At 47.6% G+C, this 17,763-nt stretch carries 15 protein-coding genes and 1 pseudogene; 8 read left to right on the forward strand and 8 right to left on the reverse strand.

Annotation, left to right across the window (positions count from 1 at the left end):
• Positions 1–9 precede the first annotated feature (9 nt).
• Positions 10–2,337, forward strand: coding sequence for a primase-helicase zinc-binding domain-containing protein (locus IEV89_RS15505; RefSeq protein WP_188474422.1), 2,328 nt, complete (start codon positions 10–12; stop codon positions 2,335–2,337).
• A 360-nt stretch (positions 2,338–2,697) separates the two neighbouring features.
• Here IEV89_RS15505 and IEV89_RS15510 read toward each other — a convergent pair whose 3' ends face one another.
• The 5 genes and pseudogenes from IEV89_RS15510 to IEV89_RS15530 form a co-directional block, all read right to left on the reverse strand.
• Positions 2,698–3,474, reverse strand: a complete 777-nt coding sequence (locus IEV89_RS15510) for a hypothetical protein (RefSeq protein WP_188474423.1) — start codon at positions 3,472–3,474, stop codon at positions 2,698–2,700.
• Between the two features lie 420 nt (positions 3,475–3,894).
• A complete protein-coding gene (locus tag IEV89_RS15515) occupies positions 3,895–4,362 on the reverse strand; it encodes a GNAT family N-acetyltransferase (RefSeq protein ID WP_188474424.1) in 468 nt (155 codons plus the stop codon).
• 1,378 nt (positions 4,363–5,740) lie between these two features.
• The gene (locus IEV89_RS15520) at positions 5,741–6,748 is read right to left on the reverse strand and encodes a LacI family DNA-binding transcriptional regulator (RefSeq protein ID WP_188474425.1); all 1,008 of its coding nucleotides are present in this window, start codon (positions 6,746–6,748) and stop codon (positions 5,741–5,743) included.
• 64 nt (positions 6,749–6,812) lie between these two features.
• Complete coding sequence (locus tag IEV89_RS15525; RefSeq protein ID WP_229746491.1) at positions 6,813–7,619, reverse strand: tripartite tricarboxylate transporter permease; 807 nt, start codon at positions 7,617–7,619, stop codon at positions 6,813–6,815.
• Positions 7,620–7,635: 16 nt separating this feature from the next.
• A pseudogene (locus tag IEV89_RS15530) lies at positions 7,636–8,364 on the reverse strand (signal transduction protein); the annotation flags it as partial.
• 556 nt (positions 8,365–8,920) lie between these two features.
• Between IEV89_RS15530 and IEV89_RS21965 the strand changes: the two are divergent.
• The 6 genes from IEV89_RS21965 to IEV89_RS15560 all read left to right on the forward strand — a co-directional run bounded on the left by IEV89_RS21965 (position 8,921) and on the right by IEV89_RS15560 (position 14,506).
• Positions 8,921–10,471 carry a methyl-accepting chemotaxis protein gene (locus IEV89_RS21965; RefSeq protein ID WP_188474426.1) on the forward strand — a complete coding sequence of 517 codons (1,551 nt, stop codon included), beginning with the start codon at positions 8,921–8,923 and terminating at the stop codon, positions 10,469–10,471.
• A gap of 400 nt (positions 10,472–10,871) precedes the next feature.
• Positions 10,872–12,038 carry an iron-containing alcohol dehydrogenase gene (locus tag IEV89_RS15540; RefSeq protein ID WP_188474427.1) on the forward strand — a complete coding sequence of 389 codons (1,167 nt, stop codon included), beginning with the start codon at positions 10,872–10,874 and terminating at the stop codon, positions 12,036–12,038.
• Positions 12,039–12,316: 278 nt separating this feature from the next.
• Positions 12,317–12,634 carry an ArsR/SmtB family transcription factor gene (locus tag IEV89_RS15545; RefSeq protein WP_188474428.1) on the forward strand — a complete coding sequence of 106 codons (318 nt, stop codon included), beginning with the start codon at positions 12,317–12,319 and terminating at the stop codon, positions 12,632–12,634.
• Positions 12,631–13,161, forward strand: coding sequence for a rhodanese family protein (locus IEV89_RS15550; RefSeq protein ID WP_188474429.1), 531 nt, complete (start codon positions 12,631–12,633; stop codon positions 13,159–13,161). Before IEV89_RS15545 ends, IEV89_RS15550 begins: the two co-directional genes overlap by 4 nt.
• A gap of 48 nt (positions 13,162–13,209) precedes the next feature.
• Positions 13,210–13,611 carry a VOC family protein gene (locus tag IEV89_RS15555; RefSeq protein WP_188474430.1) on the forward strand — a complete coding sequence of 134 codons (402 nt, stop codon included), beginning with the start codon at positions 13,210–13,212 and terminating at the stop codon, positions 13,609–13,611.
• 190 nt (positions 13,612–13,801) lie between these two features.
• On the forward strand, positions 13,802–14,506 hold the full coding sequence (locus IEV89_RS15560) for a GNAT family N-acetyltransferase (protein WP_188474431.1): 705 nt from the start codon (positions 13,802–13,804) through the stop codon (positions 14,504–14,506).
• 8 nt (positions 14,507–14,514) lie between these two features.
• On the opposite strand, the gene IEV89_RS15565 is transcribed toward IEV89_RS15560, so the two are convergent.
• Complete coding sequence (locus IEV89_RS15565; protein ID WP_229746492.1) at positions 14,515–15,069, reverse strand: GNAT family N-acetyltransferase; 555 nt, start codon at positions 15,067–15,069, stop codon at positions 14,515–14,517.
• 96 nt (positions 15,070–15,165) lie between these two features.
• Positions 15,166–16,284 carry a bifunctional DNA-binding transcriptional regulator/O6-methylguanine-DNA methyltransferase Ada gene (gene ada / locus IEV89_RS15570; RefSeq protein ID WP_229746493.1) on the reverse strand — a complete coding sequence of 373 codons (1,119 nt, stop codon included), beginning with the start codon at positions 16,282–16,284 and terminating at the stop codon, positions 15,166–15,168.
• Positions 16,285–16,508: 224 nt separating this feature from the next.
• Here ada and IEV89_RS15575 point away from each other — a divergent pair, with 224 nt between their 5' ends.
• A complete protein-coding gene (locus IEV89_RS15575; protein ID WP_188474433.1) occupies positions 16,509–16,985 on the forward strand; it encodes a GNAT family N-acetyltransferase in 477 nt (158 codons plus the stop codon).
• Here IEV89_RS15575 and IEV89_RS15580 read toward each other — a convergent pair.
• Positions 16,969–17,757 (reverse strand): transporter substrate-binding domain-containing protein, encoded by a 789-nt coding sequence (locus IEV89_RS15580; protein WP_188474434.1) that lies wholly within the window; start codon positions 17,755–17,757, stop codon positions 16,969–16,971. The two genes, IEV89_RS15575 and IEV89_RS15580, sit on opposite strands and share 17 nt — an antisense overlap.
• Positions 17,758–17,763: the final 6 nt, after the last annotated feature.

Below are 17,763 nucleotides of genomic sequence, written 5' to 3' on the forward strand. Positions count from 1 at the left end.
GAGGCGCACATGACACAACTTACCGTTTCAAACACCGTTAGCGCAGCAAAGGGCCGCTGGCCTCAACTTCTGCCACTGCTGGGTATCGACGTTGCCATTAATGGCCATCACTCGCCCTGCCCGCTATGTGGCGGTAAAGACCGTTTTCGTTTTGATAATCTGGCAGGAAGAGGAACATGGGTCTGTAACCAATGTGGGGCCGGTGACGGGCTAACCTTGGTAGAAAAAGCATTAGCGGTGAATACAAAAGACGCCGCCGGTAAGGTGGCAGCTATTCTGAGCAATGAGCAAACCGTTCTGTCGCCGGTTGAGCATCCTGTGAATACTCAGGAAAAAGAGGCCGCCCGTAGCAAAGCGATTGAGAGAGCCAAAGAACTAATCAGATCAGCCTGTAAACAGACAGGTAATGCCTATCTCACGACAAAAGCATGGTCCGATAAAGACGTACTCACTTTGCAAGGGGAAGGATTGCGGATCGCCGGCATTAACTACGCCTCAGGTGATTTACTGATACCGCTGACTGATCTGTCCGGCAATGTGCTTAATGTCCAACTCATTAACGCTGAGGGTATCAAACGCATGTTAGCTGGCGGTCAAGTTAAAGGGGCTTGCCATCATTTTGCAGGTAAAGAGAACGCCGTTATATGGCTTACCGAAGGTTACGCTACCGGCCTGACCGTGCATGAACTGACAGGCGAAACGGTATACGTGGCGCTCAGCGCCAATAACTTTCCCTATCTGGCACAGCTCCTGCACGATAAGTATCCCGATGCCATGCTGCTGATGGCAGCCGATAATGACGAGAATGGAACGGGCCAGAGGAAAGCTGAAGAAGCCGCCAGCCTGACCGCTGGCAAGATAGCACTGCCGTTTATTACCGGCGACTGGAATGACGTGTTTATGCAGGAGGGTCGCACAGGAACCCTGGAACAGCTCAGGGCATTTGCCAAACCTGAAGCCAAAAGTCCTTTTGAAACACTCAGTGATGCAGACTTGAAATCCATGAGCGTCAGTGAAAAAGCGGAATTACTGATCGCGCATAATAACTACCAACTCGCCGTTTCACTGATAGGTGATGATTTGTGCCGCTATGAGAAAGGCGCATGGAAAATATTGCCACACAGCGTATTTAGTCGAGAGATTGCCGCCTTGTTTCAGAAAATCCGCGCGCCTTTCTCAGCGCCGGGTATCAGCGGCATTATCGACACGCTTAAATTAATGGTGCCGCAAATGGGCAAACCGCCGCGACGACTGATTGGTTTTCGCAACGGCGTATTTGATACCGTCACAGGTCAATTTGGGCCACACCTTCCAACCCACTGGCTGCTTAACGTGAACAATGTCGATTTCACCCAACCTAAAGCAGGCGAAAACCTTGCTGATCATGCACCAAACTTCTGGCGTTGGCTGACGCGGGCAGCGGGTGGCAGTGAGGAGAAACAAGCGCGTATTTTGGCGGCCCTGTTCATGGTGCTGGCGAACCGCTATGACTGGCAGTTGTTCCTTGAAATCACCGGGCCAGGCGGCAGCGGAAAAAGTGTCATGTCCGCTATCGGCACCTTTCTGGCAGGGATTCATAACACCGTGTCTGCCGGTATCCTGACGCTGGAGTCGGCCCGTGAGCGGGCATCAATCGTAGGATATTCATTTATCCTGTTGCCTGATCAGGAAAAGTGGAGCGGTGACGGCGCAGGCATCAAGGCCATCACCGGCGGCGATGCGGTAGCCATTGATCCGAAATACCGAGATGCGTACTCCACACATATTCCGGCAGTCATTATGGCGTCGAACAACAACCCGATGCAGTTTAGCGACCGCAGCGGCGGCGTATCCCGCAGACGTGTGATCATCACTTTCCCCGAGGTGATACCCGCCAATGAGCGAGATCCACAACTGATAGAGAAAATAGGTCAGGAGCTGGCCGTCATTGTTCGCCACCTGATGCAACGCTTTGCCGTTCCCAGTGATGCCCGCGAGCTGTTACAGGCGCAGCAAAATTCCGATGAAGCATTGGAGATAAAACGCAGCGCCGATCCGTTGGTAGATTTCTGCGGTTACCTGCTGGCAGTCAGCACGCCAAACGGTCTTTATATCGGCAATGCCAACATTGTTCCGGCAAACCCACGCAAGTATCTGTATCACGCCTACCTGTCATTTATGGAAGCGCGAGGGCATCAGCGCACAATGAACCTGACAGCCTTTGGTCGGGCCGTGCCACAGACGCTGAGAGAATATGAGATTGAGCTTTTGAAGCGTAAGACCAATCAGGGGATGCAAACCAACCTGATATTAAGTGAGGACTGCGAGGCGGATTGGTTGCCGAGGTGCGGAACTTAAACAAACCTCAACAGAAACCGGCTCAGGCCGGTTTTTTTAGGTCTGAACTGGCAACTGGTCACTTTTAAGTGACCAGTTATGGATAGTTTAGAACAAACCAGCCACCACCTAACTACATGAAATTAAATACAAAAATCGCAAAAGTGAACAGTGTGACCAGTTTTATCCATAAATCTTTTATTACGCTAAATTTATGACTTTCGAGTGTATATTTGGTTAACTTGATCGAACGGCATTACATACTTTTTTACCAAAGTACATCTGTCTTATCGGAACGGATATGCAATTCCCCCTCCAATACAACCATTTTAATATCAGTTAGTTACTTAAGTTGGGGGGGGCGTTTTTGTTAGATTTGACCTAAAACCCATAATCATCATTTGCTGAGACGCATCCGTTAAGGCTGATTCCAACAGTGCAATGACTCAAACTCATTGCACTAAACGTTGCCCAGTCCACATTATTAAAGCTAATGTTTAGCTCTTTACTATTGCCCTTTAATCTAACACCTCTAAATAACATATCTATTTCTTCAACAACGAGTCCAGTAGGTGGAATTAACTTTATTCTGAGAAAAATGTCCCTCAGTTTCCTTCTAAAAACAATCACTGAACCTTCAGATTCAACATCCCAACTACCAGCACTAACAGAAAATTCATTATCCTCAATCCTTAAAGACTCTCTACCTAAGCTATCTGTAAATATGCCTGACAGACGCACTGGCTCCCCTTCATTTTCTGGAGGCAAAACAGATAACAATGGGATGTTATTTACCGTGATGAGATGCTTGCAATCGTAAAATTCAACGCCTGCAAACTGAATTCTTATTGGGTCAGTATGAAAATCGAAACTCTCATGTGCAAAACCTTTTTCTAGGCACTTAGGTAATTTATTTGCTCTCGCGACGGTTTCTGCTGACAATCTGTTCCTCGCCCTTTTTTGATTACACTGAGAACAAAGAAGCGTCATACCTTCAGCCAGATGTTCTTCTGCATCAACAAAATCAGGATCGAAGTGTTCATAGTCATAAAAAGCCAATCCGCAGATGACACATCCAAAACCACAACGTTTTCTTATTTCCCTTTTCACATCAGCAGGAATGGTGCGTGTAAGTCCATGCTTATTCTTCTTTGTCATAATATTTTTCTTTGCTAGGAGGAGCGAGGGTCAACAGTACGAAACCGTATGATAAGAGAACAAAATCCGTCTGAAAAAATCGAATATTAGAAATCAGTGTCCGTGAGAATTACCGCGCCCAATTTGAGCTGAATACTAGTCTGTAAGGTCATCAACAGTGATTGACTAACAATGAATAGCCCCTGCTTGCGATGGCTAAGTCTTACAGAATTGGCGTTGTATGCAACAGAGAAATCACTATCAAAATTGGCATTGGTATACGTTTAGGTATACGCCACAAATCTGAATTCAGAATTAATCATTATAAACATAAAGTTATCCATTTCCCTCAACTTCCCCCAGCCGTTAAAAATAGGGGGATTACCGTACACATTAATATGACTCAAGAAATCTTTGTTCCGGGAGCAGTTTTAGTAACCACTACAGCTTTTTGCTCATAAAGACGGTCGTTCCACCTTTGAGCGGTTCATGTCTATCGATTTCATATCCGAGCACCCCATATAATGCGATGTTCGCCTCAAACGCCTCGTTCGTCTGCAGGCGAATTTCCCCAAGGTTGGCTTGAGCTGCCTTACTTTCAACATGTGCCAGCAATGTACGGCCGATTCCAATTCCTTGCCGGTGGGGATGTACCGCAACATTTTCGATCCAAAGATGATCGGCCTGGAGCCATGTTTCGATCAGGCCGACCACTTCCCCTGCGACAATGGCGAGGTCAATGTCATGCTCACGGACTGCCTTATTAAAATCGGCCATCATCGGAGTTGGTTCACGACCAATGACCGAAATCCATTTGGAATAGGCCGCACGCACTATTTCACGCACCAATTTCGCTTCGTTTTCTTCCGCACGGCGCACCGAAAGGGCGACCTCAAGCGATTTTTTCATATAAACTCCTCGAAGCTCAGTTGCCATTAACATGTGCAAAATAGCAGCTTTGCGACGAGTTAACACCAGATTGGGATTGTCAGTATCCCACCAAAACAGCCCATGCACATTTAGAGATCAACTGCCATCCCTGCATGCGTCATTTTGTTCAATGCACGGCTCATGGCCACCTAGCCTCACCGACTTAGGCATCGTAGTCACGCCACGTAAGGCACACACCAAACTCTTGTTTAACCGGGTAGGGTTGATAACGAGATGGGACATCTCGGCGCACGAGGTTCTTTTGAAAGGGAGACAGACGGACTTAGCGCTTCTGCTAACACAAGAGTAATCTGGGCAACGAAGCGGGAGTTTCATTAACTAAAGATCCCTGAGCAACCCGCAGTGTCTGGTGAAATACCCATTTGGGCACCGGTAAAGGGGAAGTAGCTCACTGAAAAGCTCCCATGAAGCGGTTTTGGGCTCGTCGTACCAGGACCGATTCATCGGTCCTGGTACGACGAGCACCGATTAATATGTGCTTTGTTGTTGACTGTGAAATGGGTCAGTTTGAACTGTTGTTTTGCCACTTCAACTACGCCTCTGTTAACACATGTTTTTCAATCTCCATATATGGTTATTTCTGTTTTTTATTTTAAAAAAAAGCCAAGGTAATACCAAAGATATTAATATCAAAAGCGGAGCTAAAAACACAAGAAACTTAACAGCATTCGGATCTTGCGAAATGAATAGCATTATAAGTGCTGAAATTAATACAAAGACAACTCTTAAATATGAAATTAATTTTCTCGTTCGACTGTTAATATACCCTTTAATCATTTCAGCGCCGCAACTAAAGCATTTCGCTGGGTCAGTTTTTAATTTACTATTACAAAACCCGCATACAGAACCATCGTTAATATGTTTACCTTTCATAAAAACACCTATTTCTCTGCTGTGTATAAAATTCATTATATTTTCTAATGAATTAAGTAAAACCATTAGTTCTATTGATGGTTAATCCATCTTTGGATTCTATTCTATAGAGATATTTTGAAAATTAGCAAGGAGAGTTTTTATTAACCATAAGATATTTTTTCAATCATACCGCTCTGCATTTGTAATTATTCCGTAAACTAAGCTAATTCTTACTTCGATATATAGTGTTTAACGGTCATACAGACGGAACAGTGGATTTATAAATACAATGTAGTGCTAAGCCTTATCCGGTCGGTTATCGTCACCTTTGCCATAAGCGTGTTTCTTTACTGAATGTGTCTGTTCGCAAAATGAACACCTTAGATTCAGTTTGGGCCATCATACTGACTGCATGGACAACAGAACGCATCACAGATGCATACGTAACGGTAGGAACCTATGCAGGGATACTCTTTCTATATCAGGTTGATTTTCTCTGTCGAAAGATCAGTTCTGCTTTTGCTGTCGTACTACGTTCAGAGACAGAACCTTCCAACTTCCCGACCATCAACTGACAGGCTTTCTCGACGAGTTGTTTCTCATTCTGGCGCATCGACCAGATATTATTTGCCAGAAAACTCAGCATAATATTGTCATCAAATGTACCAATATTTATATCGTTCGGGATATAACCGTAACGTTCACGCAAGACACTCAACGCACCTTGTAATACCGGCAGCGAAGAGGCGATAAAATTTTGTGGCCAGTAATGGTGGCGATCAATGAATTGTGCCATCAAGTTTGCGCCATCACTGATACGGTTATGTTCTGCATACGTAATATCAGTGTCAGGTACGGTAATACCCTGTTCTGCCATTGCTCGGTGAAAGCCACTGAGGCGGTCGATTATCGTTGGCGAGTTGGGATCTGCCACAAAGAAATGTACTGATTTAGCGGTATGTTCCAGCAATGCTCGGGTAAGTCGATACCCGCTATCGCTGTTGTCAGTCGTCACGCAGGTGGCATTTTTAATAGCGAAATCTCGGTCCAGAAACACCAGTGCTTTTTTACGATGTTTTAAATGATGAGCCTGACAGCCAGCCTCCGTAGAAGCGATAAAAATACCATCGACGTTGCGTTCTTCCAGCGACTTCACTAGCAAATTTTCATAGCGAGCATCCCCGTTAGAGCAACTGATCATCAACTGATAACCTAACTCCCGGCACGAAGCCTCCAGTTGTTCCGCCAGTGCAGAAAAGAACGGGTTTGACAGTCTGGGGATCACCAAGCCGAATATGTTGCTTTTGTTCAGTTTCAGGCTGCGAGCAGTGAGATTAATGGTATAGCTGTGCTGTTTGACGTATTGGTTTATTTTCTCTTGTGTTGCCAGACTAAGACGGTATTTATTCGCGTTACCATTGAGTACCGCACGTACCGTTGTGATTGAAACCCCTAAGTCCTTTGCGATTTCATCAACTGTTTTTGCCATCGAAATACATTCCTTTTAGGTGAAATAGCCGGGCCATGGCTGAGTCGACCCGGTTTACTAACATCTAGCTTAGCTGTTTACGCCATAACGCCTTGAGACGTGGCCCGATAATAGGTAACAAAAGCGTCACCAAAGCGATGCTTAGAAAAACAGCGCACACCGGACGCGTCAAGAAAATAGAGGGATCCCCTTCTGAAATGACCAGCGCACGACGAAAATTTGATTCCGCCATCGGCCCCAGAATAATACCAATCACAATGGGCGACATGGAGAAATCGAGCTTAATCATGATGTATGCCAGGATCCCGGCCCCCATCATCACAAAAACGTCGGTCATGTCATGGTTAACTGAGTAGGCACCGACGGAACAGAGTGCAAAAATGATCGGTACCAGAACACGGCGCGGTACATTCATCACTTTTGCAAACAGTCGCATCCCTAAGAACCCCATGATGCCCATGAAGATATTGGCCGCAAGCAGCCCGATGAATATGGCATTAACTTCCACCGGATGATCGGTAAAAAGTTGTGGTCCTAGCGCCAGTCCCTGAACCATAAATGCGCCCATAATAATGGCGGTTGCCCCATCACCGGGAATGCCCAGAGTCATTAACGGAACCATGGCGCCACCCGCGACAGCATTGGCTCCCGCCTCTGGGGCAGAAACGCCTTCTGGTGAACCCTGACCAAATTCCTCAGGATGCTTTGACCACCGTTTGGCTTCATTGTAGGCAATAAAAGACGCAATATCGCCGCCCGTTCCTGGTATAGCGCCAATTCCCGTACCGATCACGGATGAGCGGAGATAAGTCGGCAACACACGTTTTAAATCTTTCCATGTTGGCAGGATGCGGTGGATCCTACTTTGCATTTTATGTACCACGCCAGATATCCACTTCGTTAATGCAAGGAATAGGCTGACCCTCGCAAATGATATTGCCGTGCTCATCTGGAATCGGAAAACGGGTGCTGGAGCCGATGGCTCCCTCTGCAAAATCAGAGGCCGCACAGCTGTCTTTCAACCCTTGCTGATATTGCACCCCCACCGCAGACAACCCGAAACGTTGCACAAATCTCGCCATCGCAATCATCATGGCGCATTGCTCTTTCACCTGCTCACGGGTGAGCTCGGTTTCACTGTTTTGGCCGAAACGAAAATCGACACCTTGGTCGATATACCATTGCAGACACTCTTCACGCAGAGCATCCGGTATTTTCGCCATTTCCACTAACAGCGCCGACTGAGACAGTGACTCAATCGGCATACCAATATTCACCATCGCCTGCTGCGGGAAAACGCCGTTGATCATTCCCATGCAGAAGGTATCAAACAGGCCAATAATTTCTTTGTTGTGCAGAATAAACTCGCCCACATTGCGACCCAGTTGGCCCGCTTCGGTGGCCATTACCGGATGAGTTGCCGGTATTGCGTGCAGATACTCCACGGAGTGTTGCAGTGAGCCGTAACGCAGCCAGGTTTTCAAACCGTCGATAAACAGCTCATCATCAAAATTCTCTGACCATAAGCGTGAATACGTTTTACCCAGACTGGTTAGCGATCCCGCCAGACACAGCATGCCCACCAGCCCCGGCCAGGTGCAGTCGAAGTTTGCCAGGAATTCATTAGCACTTGGTACTGCTGCTGATCCTGATACATCTGCAAATACACCGGGTATTTCGCTTCGTGGAAGGCCTGGTGCATCTTATTGGGTTCGATAGTGCGATCCTGCCCGAACACTGGCCGATCCAACCTCCACGCCGATGAATAACGGTTCCATTTCGATCTCTTTAATTTATTGCTGCGTCGAGAAAGCATCATGTTCAAGGGATGGGTTAAAAACAACTCAATATTGTTTGAATTGTGATCAATACGGCAAAAGTCAATAAGTACTTAGTCATAAATAAATCATTAACTCATTGTAAAATAAAATGAATTAAGATTAGGCGGATTTAAGAAAAACCCAGCAGAGGATCGCTTGAAGAAAGCTGTTTTGCAGGCTTGTTGAATAAATCGGACTTTTAATCGTTATCAGGACCTGAGCAGCAGAAATAAACCTCTGGCCAACGTCTATTCCAATGCTGATATAGGGGGGAGTCTTTTTGTAAATTATTCATTCTTCCCCTTGTGCTGCCGATACTCTGAGTTCAAACAATTAGAATGAGCCTGCACCTATGAAATTATCCACACGACTTATTACGGGTTTTACAGCAATGATCATTTTGCTGCTGATCACCGCTTCCGCAAGCCTGTACGGCTTGGGAAAAATGCAAGACCAGCTCCATGTGATCGTAAACGTGAACCAGAATGAGACTCAGTTTGTCGTCGCCATGACGGCCACCGTGAGTGACCGGGCTATTGCTGTCAGGAACCTGGCATTGCTCACTAATCAGGACGACCTGAATAAAGAGTGGGCAAGGTTCGTGACACAATCGGAAATCTACAGTAAAAACAAGAGAATGCTTAAAGAGTTATTCGACCAGGAGCCGGCAACGACAGAAACTGAAATTCAGCTAATGTCCTTAATAGAAAAAAATGAAGTGGCGGCCATGCCGGCACTGACCAAAGCCGCTCAGTTGGGTAAAAATAATAATCGACAGGAAGCCACAAGGATTTTGCTGGAAGAGGCAAGACCGCTGCAGAGAGAGTGGCTGGGCAATCTGAATAAACTGACAGATTTTGAAAACGCACTCAATGTGCAAGCAGGTAGTGAAGCCCAGCAAACCTTCTCTGGTGTTTTCAAGCTATTAATCTTGCTGACCATTATTTCAATCATATGTGGCGGCGCACTGGCTTTCCTTATTACCCGCAGCGTTCTCAGACAATTGGGTGGCGAACCCGCACTTGCTCAGTCAATAACCTCCGCGATTGCCTCAGGAGACTTGAGCAAGGACATTGTACTTTCTGAAAAAGACACCAGCAGCCTGATCTTTTCGCTGAGTGTGATGCAAGGGCGTCTCAGAAATATTGTGAGTGATATCAAACAGTCGGCAGATTCAATTTCACTGGCGTCAGATGAAATCGCTCAGGGAAATACCGAATTATCAGCAAGAACGGAACAGCAGGCGGCGGCGCTGCAGGAAACGGCAGCAAGCATGGAGGAACTGACATCGACAGTGAAACTCAACACTGAAAATGCCGCTGAGGCGACCCAAAGTGCCAAACTCACCTCTCAGAAAACAGATCAGGGAGGCAGCTCAGTGAAAAAAATGATTTCCATGATGGGCAGCATCTCCGGGAGTTCAACGAAGGTTGCTGAAATTATTAAGGTTATTGAAAGCATTGCTTTCCAGACCAATATTCTTGCGCTTAACGCAGCAGTAGAAGCCGCCCGTGCTGGTGAACAGGGACGCGGCTTTGCCGTCGTCGCGGGTGAGGTTCGCACACTCGCACAGCGAAGCTCTGTGGCAGCCAAAGAGATTAAACAGTTAATCGATGAATCGGTGGGCTTTGTCAAAGAGGGAACCGTTGTGGCGAACGATACCGGCAAGGTTATTGAAGACATTATTCAATCAATTAATGACGTGTCGACCGTGATGAGTGAAATTTCACTGGCATCAGGAGAGCAGAGTCAGGGCATCATGCAGGTAAATGTGGCGGTTAGCCAAATGGAGAGTGTGACGCAACAAAACGCCTCGCTGGTAGAGGAAGCCTCCGCGGCAACACAAGCGCTTGCTGATCAGGCTCGTAACCTGAAACAGATGGTTCAAGTGTTTATTGTCTAACGTTCAAGAGGCGCCAGATTTTAGGTCTGTCGCCTCTTCCTACGAGACTTACTCTGCCTAAAGTGATTTTAGGCAGTCTTCAAATCACCGCCGCTCTCCAGTCTAAAACCCCCGCAGAATATGAGCAGGAATAGTCTCAGCACCGCTAATATGCCTGGATCACTGGAGCAATTCACACGCCATACGATAAACCTTATCTTTTGTGAGGTGTTTCACAAACGTTATGTGGTTTTACTATATGATTCCACCAGACAATGCTTGCTACATCAGCGCAGGTATTGAACGCATTACAATGTTTACGTGTCTTTAAATTTATATTCCGTAATTATCATTATATTTATTATCGAGAGAATATATGTTAACTGACACATAAATCGCCAATTAAAACAAGAGGGGAAATATGTCAACTTATTATTTTTTACCTACAAGAAATATTTTTGGTGAAGGTAGCGTACAAGAAGCGGGCGATTTAGCGAAGACGTTAAAGGCGAAAAAAATACTCATTGTTACCGATAAATTTCTGGCTCAAAGTGGTATGGCAGAAAAAATTGCCGACATTTATAAAAAAGCTGGAATTAGTACACATATTTTCGGTGGTGCAGAGCCTAACCCAACAGATAGAAATATTGCAGACGGGATTAAAGCCTACCATGATAATGGCTGCGACTCGATAGTCTCTCTTGGCGGTGGGTCGTCACACGACTGTGCCAAAGGTATTGGCTTGGTCGCCTCTAACGGTGGGGATATTAAGGATTTTGAAGGCGTTGATAAATCCAGTAACGATATGATTCCATTAATGGCAATTAATACCACTGCCGGTACAGCCTCTGAAATCACCCGTTTTTGTATTATCACGGACAGTGAACGTAAAGTTAAGATGGCTATCATCGACTGGCGTGTCACACCACAAATTTCGATTAATGATCCTGAGTTAATGGTGGGCATGCCGCCGTCATTAACCGCAGCAACAGGAATGGATGCATTAACTCATGCCATCGAAGCCTATGTTTCGACCATGGCAAATCCGCTTACAGATGCCTCAGCGTTAAAAGCAATAGAAATGATCACTCAATATTTACCGAAGGCTGTTGCTAATGGTGAATATATGAAAGCCAGAAGCAATATGGCTTATGCTCAATATTTGGCCGGTATCGCATTTAATAACGCCTCCTTGGGTTATGTACACGCCATGGCTCACCAACTGGGTGGTTTTTATAATTTACCGCATGGTGTTTGCAATGCCATTCTATTACCTTACGTTTCGTCATTTAACTTAATGAGCAATCTCAATCGCTTCAAGGATATTGCTAAAGCCATGGGAGAAAATGTAACGGGTCTTTCAGCTGATGAGGCTGCGGTTAAAGCGATCAAAGCTATCCAAAGGTTAAGCCAACAAGTGGGGATTCCCCACGATCTGAAAAGTCTGGGTGTTAAACCTGAAGATTTTGCTGTTATGGCAGAGAACGCTAAAAAAGATGTCTGCCAACTTACCAACCCCCGTAAAGCAACGAAAGAGCAGGTCATTGAGCTGTTCAGAAAGGCTTATGAAGGCGAACCTGCGATATAATATTGGGCGATCAAGTCCAATGACACAGGCTATAGCCAAGTCCGCATCTTAAGTGAGATGCCGGATGAAGGTATCCTGTAAATAAAAACGTTGCCTGAGATATTACCCATTCAGGCGACTATTTTGTCCAAATCTGGTGCATTCAGCCAACCTCAACTCCCGCTCAAACAGCCAAATCCTCACGCGAATAATTAATCTGCAATCTTTTTGTTGCACTACGGCATGACATCAATTAGTTTAGATTTTTCTAAACTTAGAAAACACTAAACTAATGAGCCATGACAGACACTGAACTAAACCTGTTGCAAGAAAGTGCCACTTTGGCATCAAAACTTCTTAAATCGATGAGTAATGCTAACCGGCTACTGATCCTTTGCATGCTGGTTGACTCACCGGGTACGTCGGCTGGCGACCTAAGTCATTTGACGGGATTAAGCCCTTCAGCCACCTCTCAGCACTTGGCCAGGATGAAAGATGAAGGCTTAATTGAATGTGCCAGAGAGGGGCAAAAAATGAACTATTTCATCAAAAACGTCGCCGTTAAAACACTGATCAGCACATTAAGGGACATTTACTGCCCTGAGGATTTCAAATGATACCTAAATCCGTTACGCCTATCGAAGCAAAAGCACTCATAGAGCTTGGAGCCGTTCTGGTGGATATTCGCGAGCCCGCTGAGTTTCTGCGTGAACATATCCCTGGTGCTATCTCATGTCCTGTATCAGACATGATTGCAGGAAAAGGCATTGAAGGTTTATCGGCGACGCAGCCGGTTATTTTTCACTGTCTGGCCGGGTCGCGCACGACCCAAAATGCTGACGTTCTCACCAAAGCGGCTCGCGCGTCCTCTGTGCTGTTACTCACGGGAGGCATTAACGCCTGGAAAAGCGCAAACCTCCCTACCCTCGAAGATAAAAGGCAACCGCTCCCTATCATGCGGCAAGTCCAGATTGCCGCGGGTATCCTGATCCTCATAGGTATCGTGCTGGGATATACCCTGGATAAAAACTTCTTTTTACTCTCTGGATTCGTCGGGGCAGGATTGCTCTTTGCTGGCCTGAGTGGCTGGTGCGGCATGGCCATATTGCTTGCAAAAATGCCATGGAACCGATTGAAGGATTAAAGATTGGGCTAACGCACTTCCCTACTGCTTTTTAGATGAGGAATCAGAATGTTTTCCCACCTTTGCATCGGCGTAAACGATTTTGATCGGGCATTTGTTTTTTATTCGACAATCGCCCGTATTCTGGGTCTGGAACTCAAATTCAGCGACAGTGAACGGGCCTGGGCAGGCTGGCAAACGCCAAACATACCGCGGCCGATATTACTGATTAACAAACCGCTGGACGGTCAATCAGCGACAGCTGGAAACGGCCAAATGGTGGCGTTCCTGGCCGAAAACCGTGCGCAGGTTGAGCATATTTATCGCGCAGCACTTGAGCATGGTGCCAGCTGCGAAGGCCCGCCAGGGTTGCGTCCGCATTATCATGAACACTATTTTGGCGCTTATTTCCGCGATCCTGATGGCAATAAACTCTGCATTTGTTGCCATCAGCCAGAGCCAGCCGGTTAAACCCTATTTCAGCTAACGCCCATCGTGCGGTGTCATGCCGCTGTACAGGCTATTGTGAGAGAGAAAATCCGTCTCTTTCGCTGCGCAGAAAGGCGTTAACCTTAAGACCCGCATACTTCAGGTTGCAGCGTTATCACGCTTCTGATTTTATAGGGACTATTTCACTGGCGAAATGGAAACGGAATCAGACATGACAACGCTCAATCACTTTGGTCAACCGATAGGTGACGCTCTGCCCGACTGGAAACCACGCGAACGCCCCCAGTCTATCCCGCTCGATGGCCGTTTTTGCCGGCTTGAACCGCTGGATACTGCGCTTCACAGTCAGGCTCTCTTCTCCGCCTGGCACAGCATAGAGGACAACCGCGACTGGACCTATTTCTCTACCGAGCGCCCGGCAACACAGGCAGAGTGTGATTCACTGCTCACCCGCAATGCAGCAAGTCAGGATCCGCTGTTTTTTGCCGTTGTCGATAACGCGACCCAGCGCGCAATGGGCAGTGTTGCGCTGATGCGTATTGATCCGGTAAACGGCGTGGCTGAAATTGGTTGGGTGAATTGGTCGCCGCTAATGAAACGCTCGTGCCATGGAACTGAAGCGATCTTCTTACTATTGAAATACCTGTTTGACGATTTGCAGTACCGTCGCTGCGAATGGAAGTGCCACTTTATGAACATCGCATCCAATGCGGCGGCGAAAAGATTCGGCTTTCAGTTTGAGGGGACATTCCGTCAGGTGATCGTTAACAAAGGGCACAACCGTGATACCTGCTGGTATTCGATGCTGGATAACGAATGGCCACAGCGCAAACCGGCGTTCGAACAGTGGCTAAGTGCAGAGAATTTTGATGCCGAAGGCCAGCAGAAGCAACGTCTGGAAGCCTTCAGAGCCTAACAAGAGCCTTAGCGGCGCTGCGGTTTTAGCGAGGTAGACAGCAACTGGTCGATATCATCCCAGGCGTAAATAACATTTTTGGAAAGCCATAGTGGGCCGGAATCTGTATAGCGTCCGCCCTCTTTGCCACCCAACGCCGTATAGAAGTGAATAGCGGGGAAATTATCTTCGACGACTCCCAGACCTACGCCAGTGAAGCCGCTATTTTTCAGTCGCTGAGCTATCTCAGTCAGCAGGCAGCGTCCAATTCCCTGACGCGCAAACTGCGTGTCGACATACAACAGTTTTATTTCGGCCAGTTTACCGAACTCAACGTTTCCCGACGTTGAGGCCAAGGTGAATCCAGCCAATTCACCGTTAATCTCAGCCAGCAAGACATACTGTTGGTCTGCCGGGTGCGCAAACTTATCCTGCCAGAACGCCAGACGGCGGGTTTCATCGAGCGCAGCAAAGGCGTCGGCTGGGGCAAGTTTACGGTAGGTTTCACGCCAGACAGCCACGTGTAAACGGGCCAGTTCAGCGGCGTCAGAGGGTTTGGCATCTCGGATGGTTAGCGTAGTCACAGGAAATATCCTTAAATTTAGCGGGTTAGCTTTTACCTGGGGTGATGATTCCGCCAGTATAACGCCCGCCATAGGCTTTCCCGCAGTGAGCAATTATTATTTATTTTCTGTCTTTTCCTCTTGTGCCAGTAACGCCCTTTTGCGTTCGACACCCCAGCGATAACCCGCAATCTGCCCATCATTTTTTACCACCCGATGGCAGGGAATCGCCACTGCCAGAAGGTTGGCGGCGCACGCCCCAGCAACGGCACGAACCGATTTCGGCGCGCCAATTTTCTGTGCAATCTGCGAATAGCTGGCCGTAGTACCGAGCGGGATTTCACGTAATGCCTGCCAGACACGCTGTTGAAATGCGGTGCCGCGAATGTCCAAAGGCAAACCCAACCCTTTTTGTGGCGCATCGACGAAACCGATGATGGTCGCCATTCGCTGTTCAAAATCGGGGTCAGCGCCCTGTAAAACAGCGTGGTGGAAGCTGTCCTGCAACTGCTGAACCAGTCGTTCCGGCTCATCACCCAACAAAATGGCACAGATCCCCCGCGCGCTTTCGGCCACGAGAATGCTGCCTAAAGAGCACTTCCCGACAGCAAACCAGACCTCAATACCACGGCCGCCAGATCTGAAGGCTTTTGGCGTCATGCCCAGCGCAACAGCAGTATTTTCGTAAAATCGCCCGTCCGAACCATAGCCTGAGCGGTAAATCGCCTCAGTAACCGGCATATTTTCCCGCAAGGTCTCGCGCATACGACGGATACGCAGCGCCAGTGCATACTCTTTCGGCGTGACTCCAGTTTGGGCTTTGAATAAGCGATGAAAGTGATAAGGGCTGATGCCCACCGCAGCGGCAAGATCATTGAGTGTAATGACACACTCTGATTGCTCAATGAGGCGGCAGGCTCGTTCAACTTGCTGAGTATGGTGCTGCGCCAGCGAGATCAACCCCTGACGGCAGCGCTTGCAGGGACGGAAACCTGCCTGTTCTGCTGCCTCGGCATCGGAAAAAAATATCACGTTTTTAGGATTGGGCTGCCGAGATGGGCACGATGGTGCGCAATAAATGCCGGTCGTTTTCACCGCATAAACAAACTGGCCATCGGCGGCAGCATTACAATCCACCACCGCCTGCCAACGTGGATCATTCTGTGTGTCTGGCGGGGTATTGGCGGGACAAGTTTGATTGGACAGAGCAGTCACTGGCATAATTTTCGCTGACATCGCTGAACCTCTTAGGTTTTCGGTGGGTTGAACCACAGCCTATCTTGCCCACTGTTTCGCTACCCTCCGGCTCTTGCTTTCTCATTCTGCATCAGCGTCGAACTGACGTCATTAGAAGACAAAAGATATTCACCCCAACCATGCTGAAACCGGCCCAGCCCTTGCGTTCACAGATATTCATCACTATAAATCGTAGATTGTTCACACAATCCTGAGTGAGTTTTATGTCCCTGACTATTATCCCGGTTGCATTGACTGATCCCAAGCTGAAGGCGCTAGTCACCGAACTCGACCATTACCAGTCTGCACTCTACCCCAATGGCAGTGATTACAGTATGCCGCTGGAAGTCATGGCGAACTCGGTCACCTACCCTGTTCTGGCCGTAACCGAGGGACAACCCGTGGGCTGCGCCTGCCTCTACCTGGGTAATGATGGGATTGCGGAAATCAAACGGGTCTATGTTGCGCCCAATGGACGCGGAAAAGGCGTGGCCTCCAGACTCATTCACTCTCTGGAGGACCACATTAAGGCATTGAAGATTACAGCGGTATATCTTGAAACCGGTATCCACCAGCATGACGCCATCGGGTTATACAAGAAACATGGCTTCAGCCTTACCGGGCCATTTGGCCATTATGCCAATGACCCGCTGAGCGTCTTTATGGTGAAAACTTTCTCCCCGGCTATTGCGGGCGCTTAACCGCCATTTCCAGTGGACCGAAATAGTGGGTTTTGATTTTTTCCCAGGTACCGTCGGCAATAATTTTCGCCAGCCCCTCATTGATCAGCTTTTTGGTTTTGTCGTCGCCCTGGCGCAGACCGTAGGCGGAACCAATACTAAACAGCTTATCATCACGTACTTCAGGTCCAGTCAGGGCGAAATCTTTACCTTCCGGTTTATTGAGGAAACCAAATGTCACTGCCACACCAGGGCTGAGTGACGCGTCCAGACGACCAGCGATCAAATCTTGATAAATCGTATCCTGATCAGCATAAGCCACCACATCCACCCCTTTTGGCAACCAGAACGTATTAGCATACATTTCCTGAATCGAACCTTGCTGCACCGCGACGTGCTTGCCCTTTAGAGACTCCGCCGTTGGTTGTAATGGACTGCCTTTGCGTGCCACCAGCTTGGTCGGAATATGGAAAACAAAGTCGCTGAAGTCGATCACTTTACGCCGCTTTTCCGTCGCGCCCTGCGGCGAGATAAAATCGACTTTCTTGGCCATCAGTGAAGGGATTTCGGCGTCAAAGCTGCTGACCACAAACTCACACTTGACCTTCATCTCTTTGCAGATGGCATTAGTAATATCAATTTCGAAACCGCTCGGCGTGCCATTGGCGTCACGGTACTGGAAAGGTGGGAATGCCAAATCTGCACCTACGCGTAGGGTTTCGCCTTCAGCGCGCGCCATAGAACTGCTCACCATCAAGCCGAATGCGGCCAAAACCAGTGTTCTCTTGATCATTATTGT

It is taken from the genome of Hafnia psychrotolerans (assembly GCF_014639435.1).
Taxonomy (GTDB): Bacteria; Pseudomonadota; Gammaproteobacteria; order Enterobacterales; family Enterobacteriaceae; genus Ewingella; species Ewingella psychrotolerans.

Coding starts and splice junctions, on each gene's coding strand:
- IEV89_RS15505 (WP_188474422.1), top strand. CDS start 10: ATGACACAACTTACCGTTTCAAACACCGTTAGCGCAGCAAAGGGCCGC.
- IEV89_RS15510 (WP_188474423.1), bottom strand. CDS start 3,474: ATGACAAAGAAGAATAAGCATGGACTTACACGCACCATTCCTGCTGAT.
- IEV89_RS15515 (WP_188474424.1), bottom strand. CDS start 4,362: ATGAAAAAATCGCTTGAGGTCGCCCTTTCGGTGCGCCGTGCGGAAGAA.
- IEV89_RS15520 (WP_188474425.1), bottom strand. CDS start 6,748: ATGGCAAAAACAGTTGATGAAATCGCAAAGGACTTAGGGGTTTCAATC.
- IEV89_RS15525 (WP_229746491.1), bottom strand. CDS start 7,619: ATGCAAAGTAGGATCCACCGCATCCTGCCAACATGGAAAGATTTAAAA.
- IEV89_RS21965 (WP_188474426.1), top strand. CDS start 8,921: ATGAAATTATCCACACGACTTATTACGGGTTTTACAGCAATGATCATT.
- IEV89_RS15540 (WP_188474427.1), top strand. CDS start 10,872: ATGTCAACTTATTATTTTTTACCTACAAGAAATATTTTTGGTGAAGGT.
- IEV89_RS15545 (WP_188474428.1), top strand. CDS start 12,317: ATGACAGACACTGAACTAAACCTGTTGCAAGAAAGTGCCACTTTGGCA.
- IEV89_RS15550 (WP_188474429.1), top strand. CDS start 12,631: ATGATACCTAAATCCGTTACGCCTATCGAAGCAAAAGCACTCATAGAG.
- IEV89_RS15555 (WP_188474430.1), top strand. CDS start 13,210: ATGTTTTCCCACCTTTGCATCGGCGTAAACGATTTTGATCGGGCATTT.
- IEV89_RS15560 (WP_188474431.1), top strand. CDS start 13,802: ATGACAACGCTCAATCACTTTGGTCAACCGATAGGTGACGCTCTGCCC.
- ada (WP_229746493.1), bottom strand. CDS start 16,284: ATGTCAGCGAAAATTATGCCAGTGACTGCTCTGTCCAATCAAACTTGT.
- IEV89_RS15575 (WP_188474433.1), top strand. CDS start 16,509: ATGTCCCTGACTATTATCCCGGTTGCATTGACTGATCCCAAGCTGAAG.
- IEV89_RS15580 (WP_188474434.1), bottom strand. CDS start 17,757: ATGATCAAGAGAACACTGGTTTTGGCCGCATTCGGCTTGATGGTGAGC.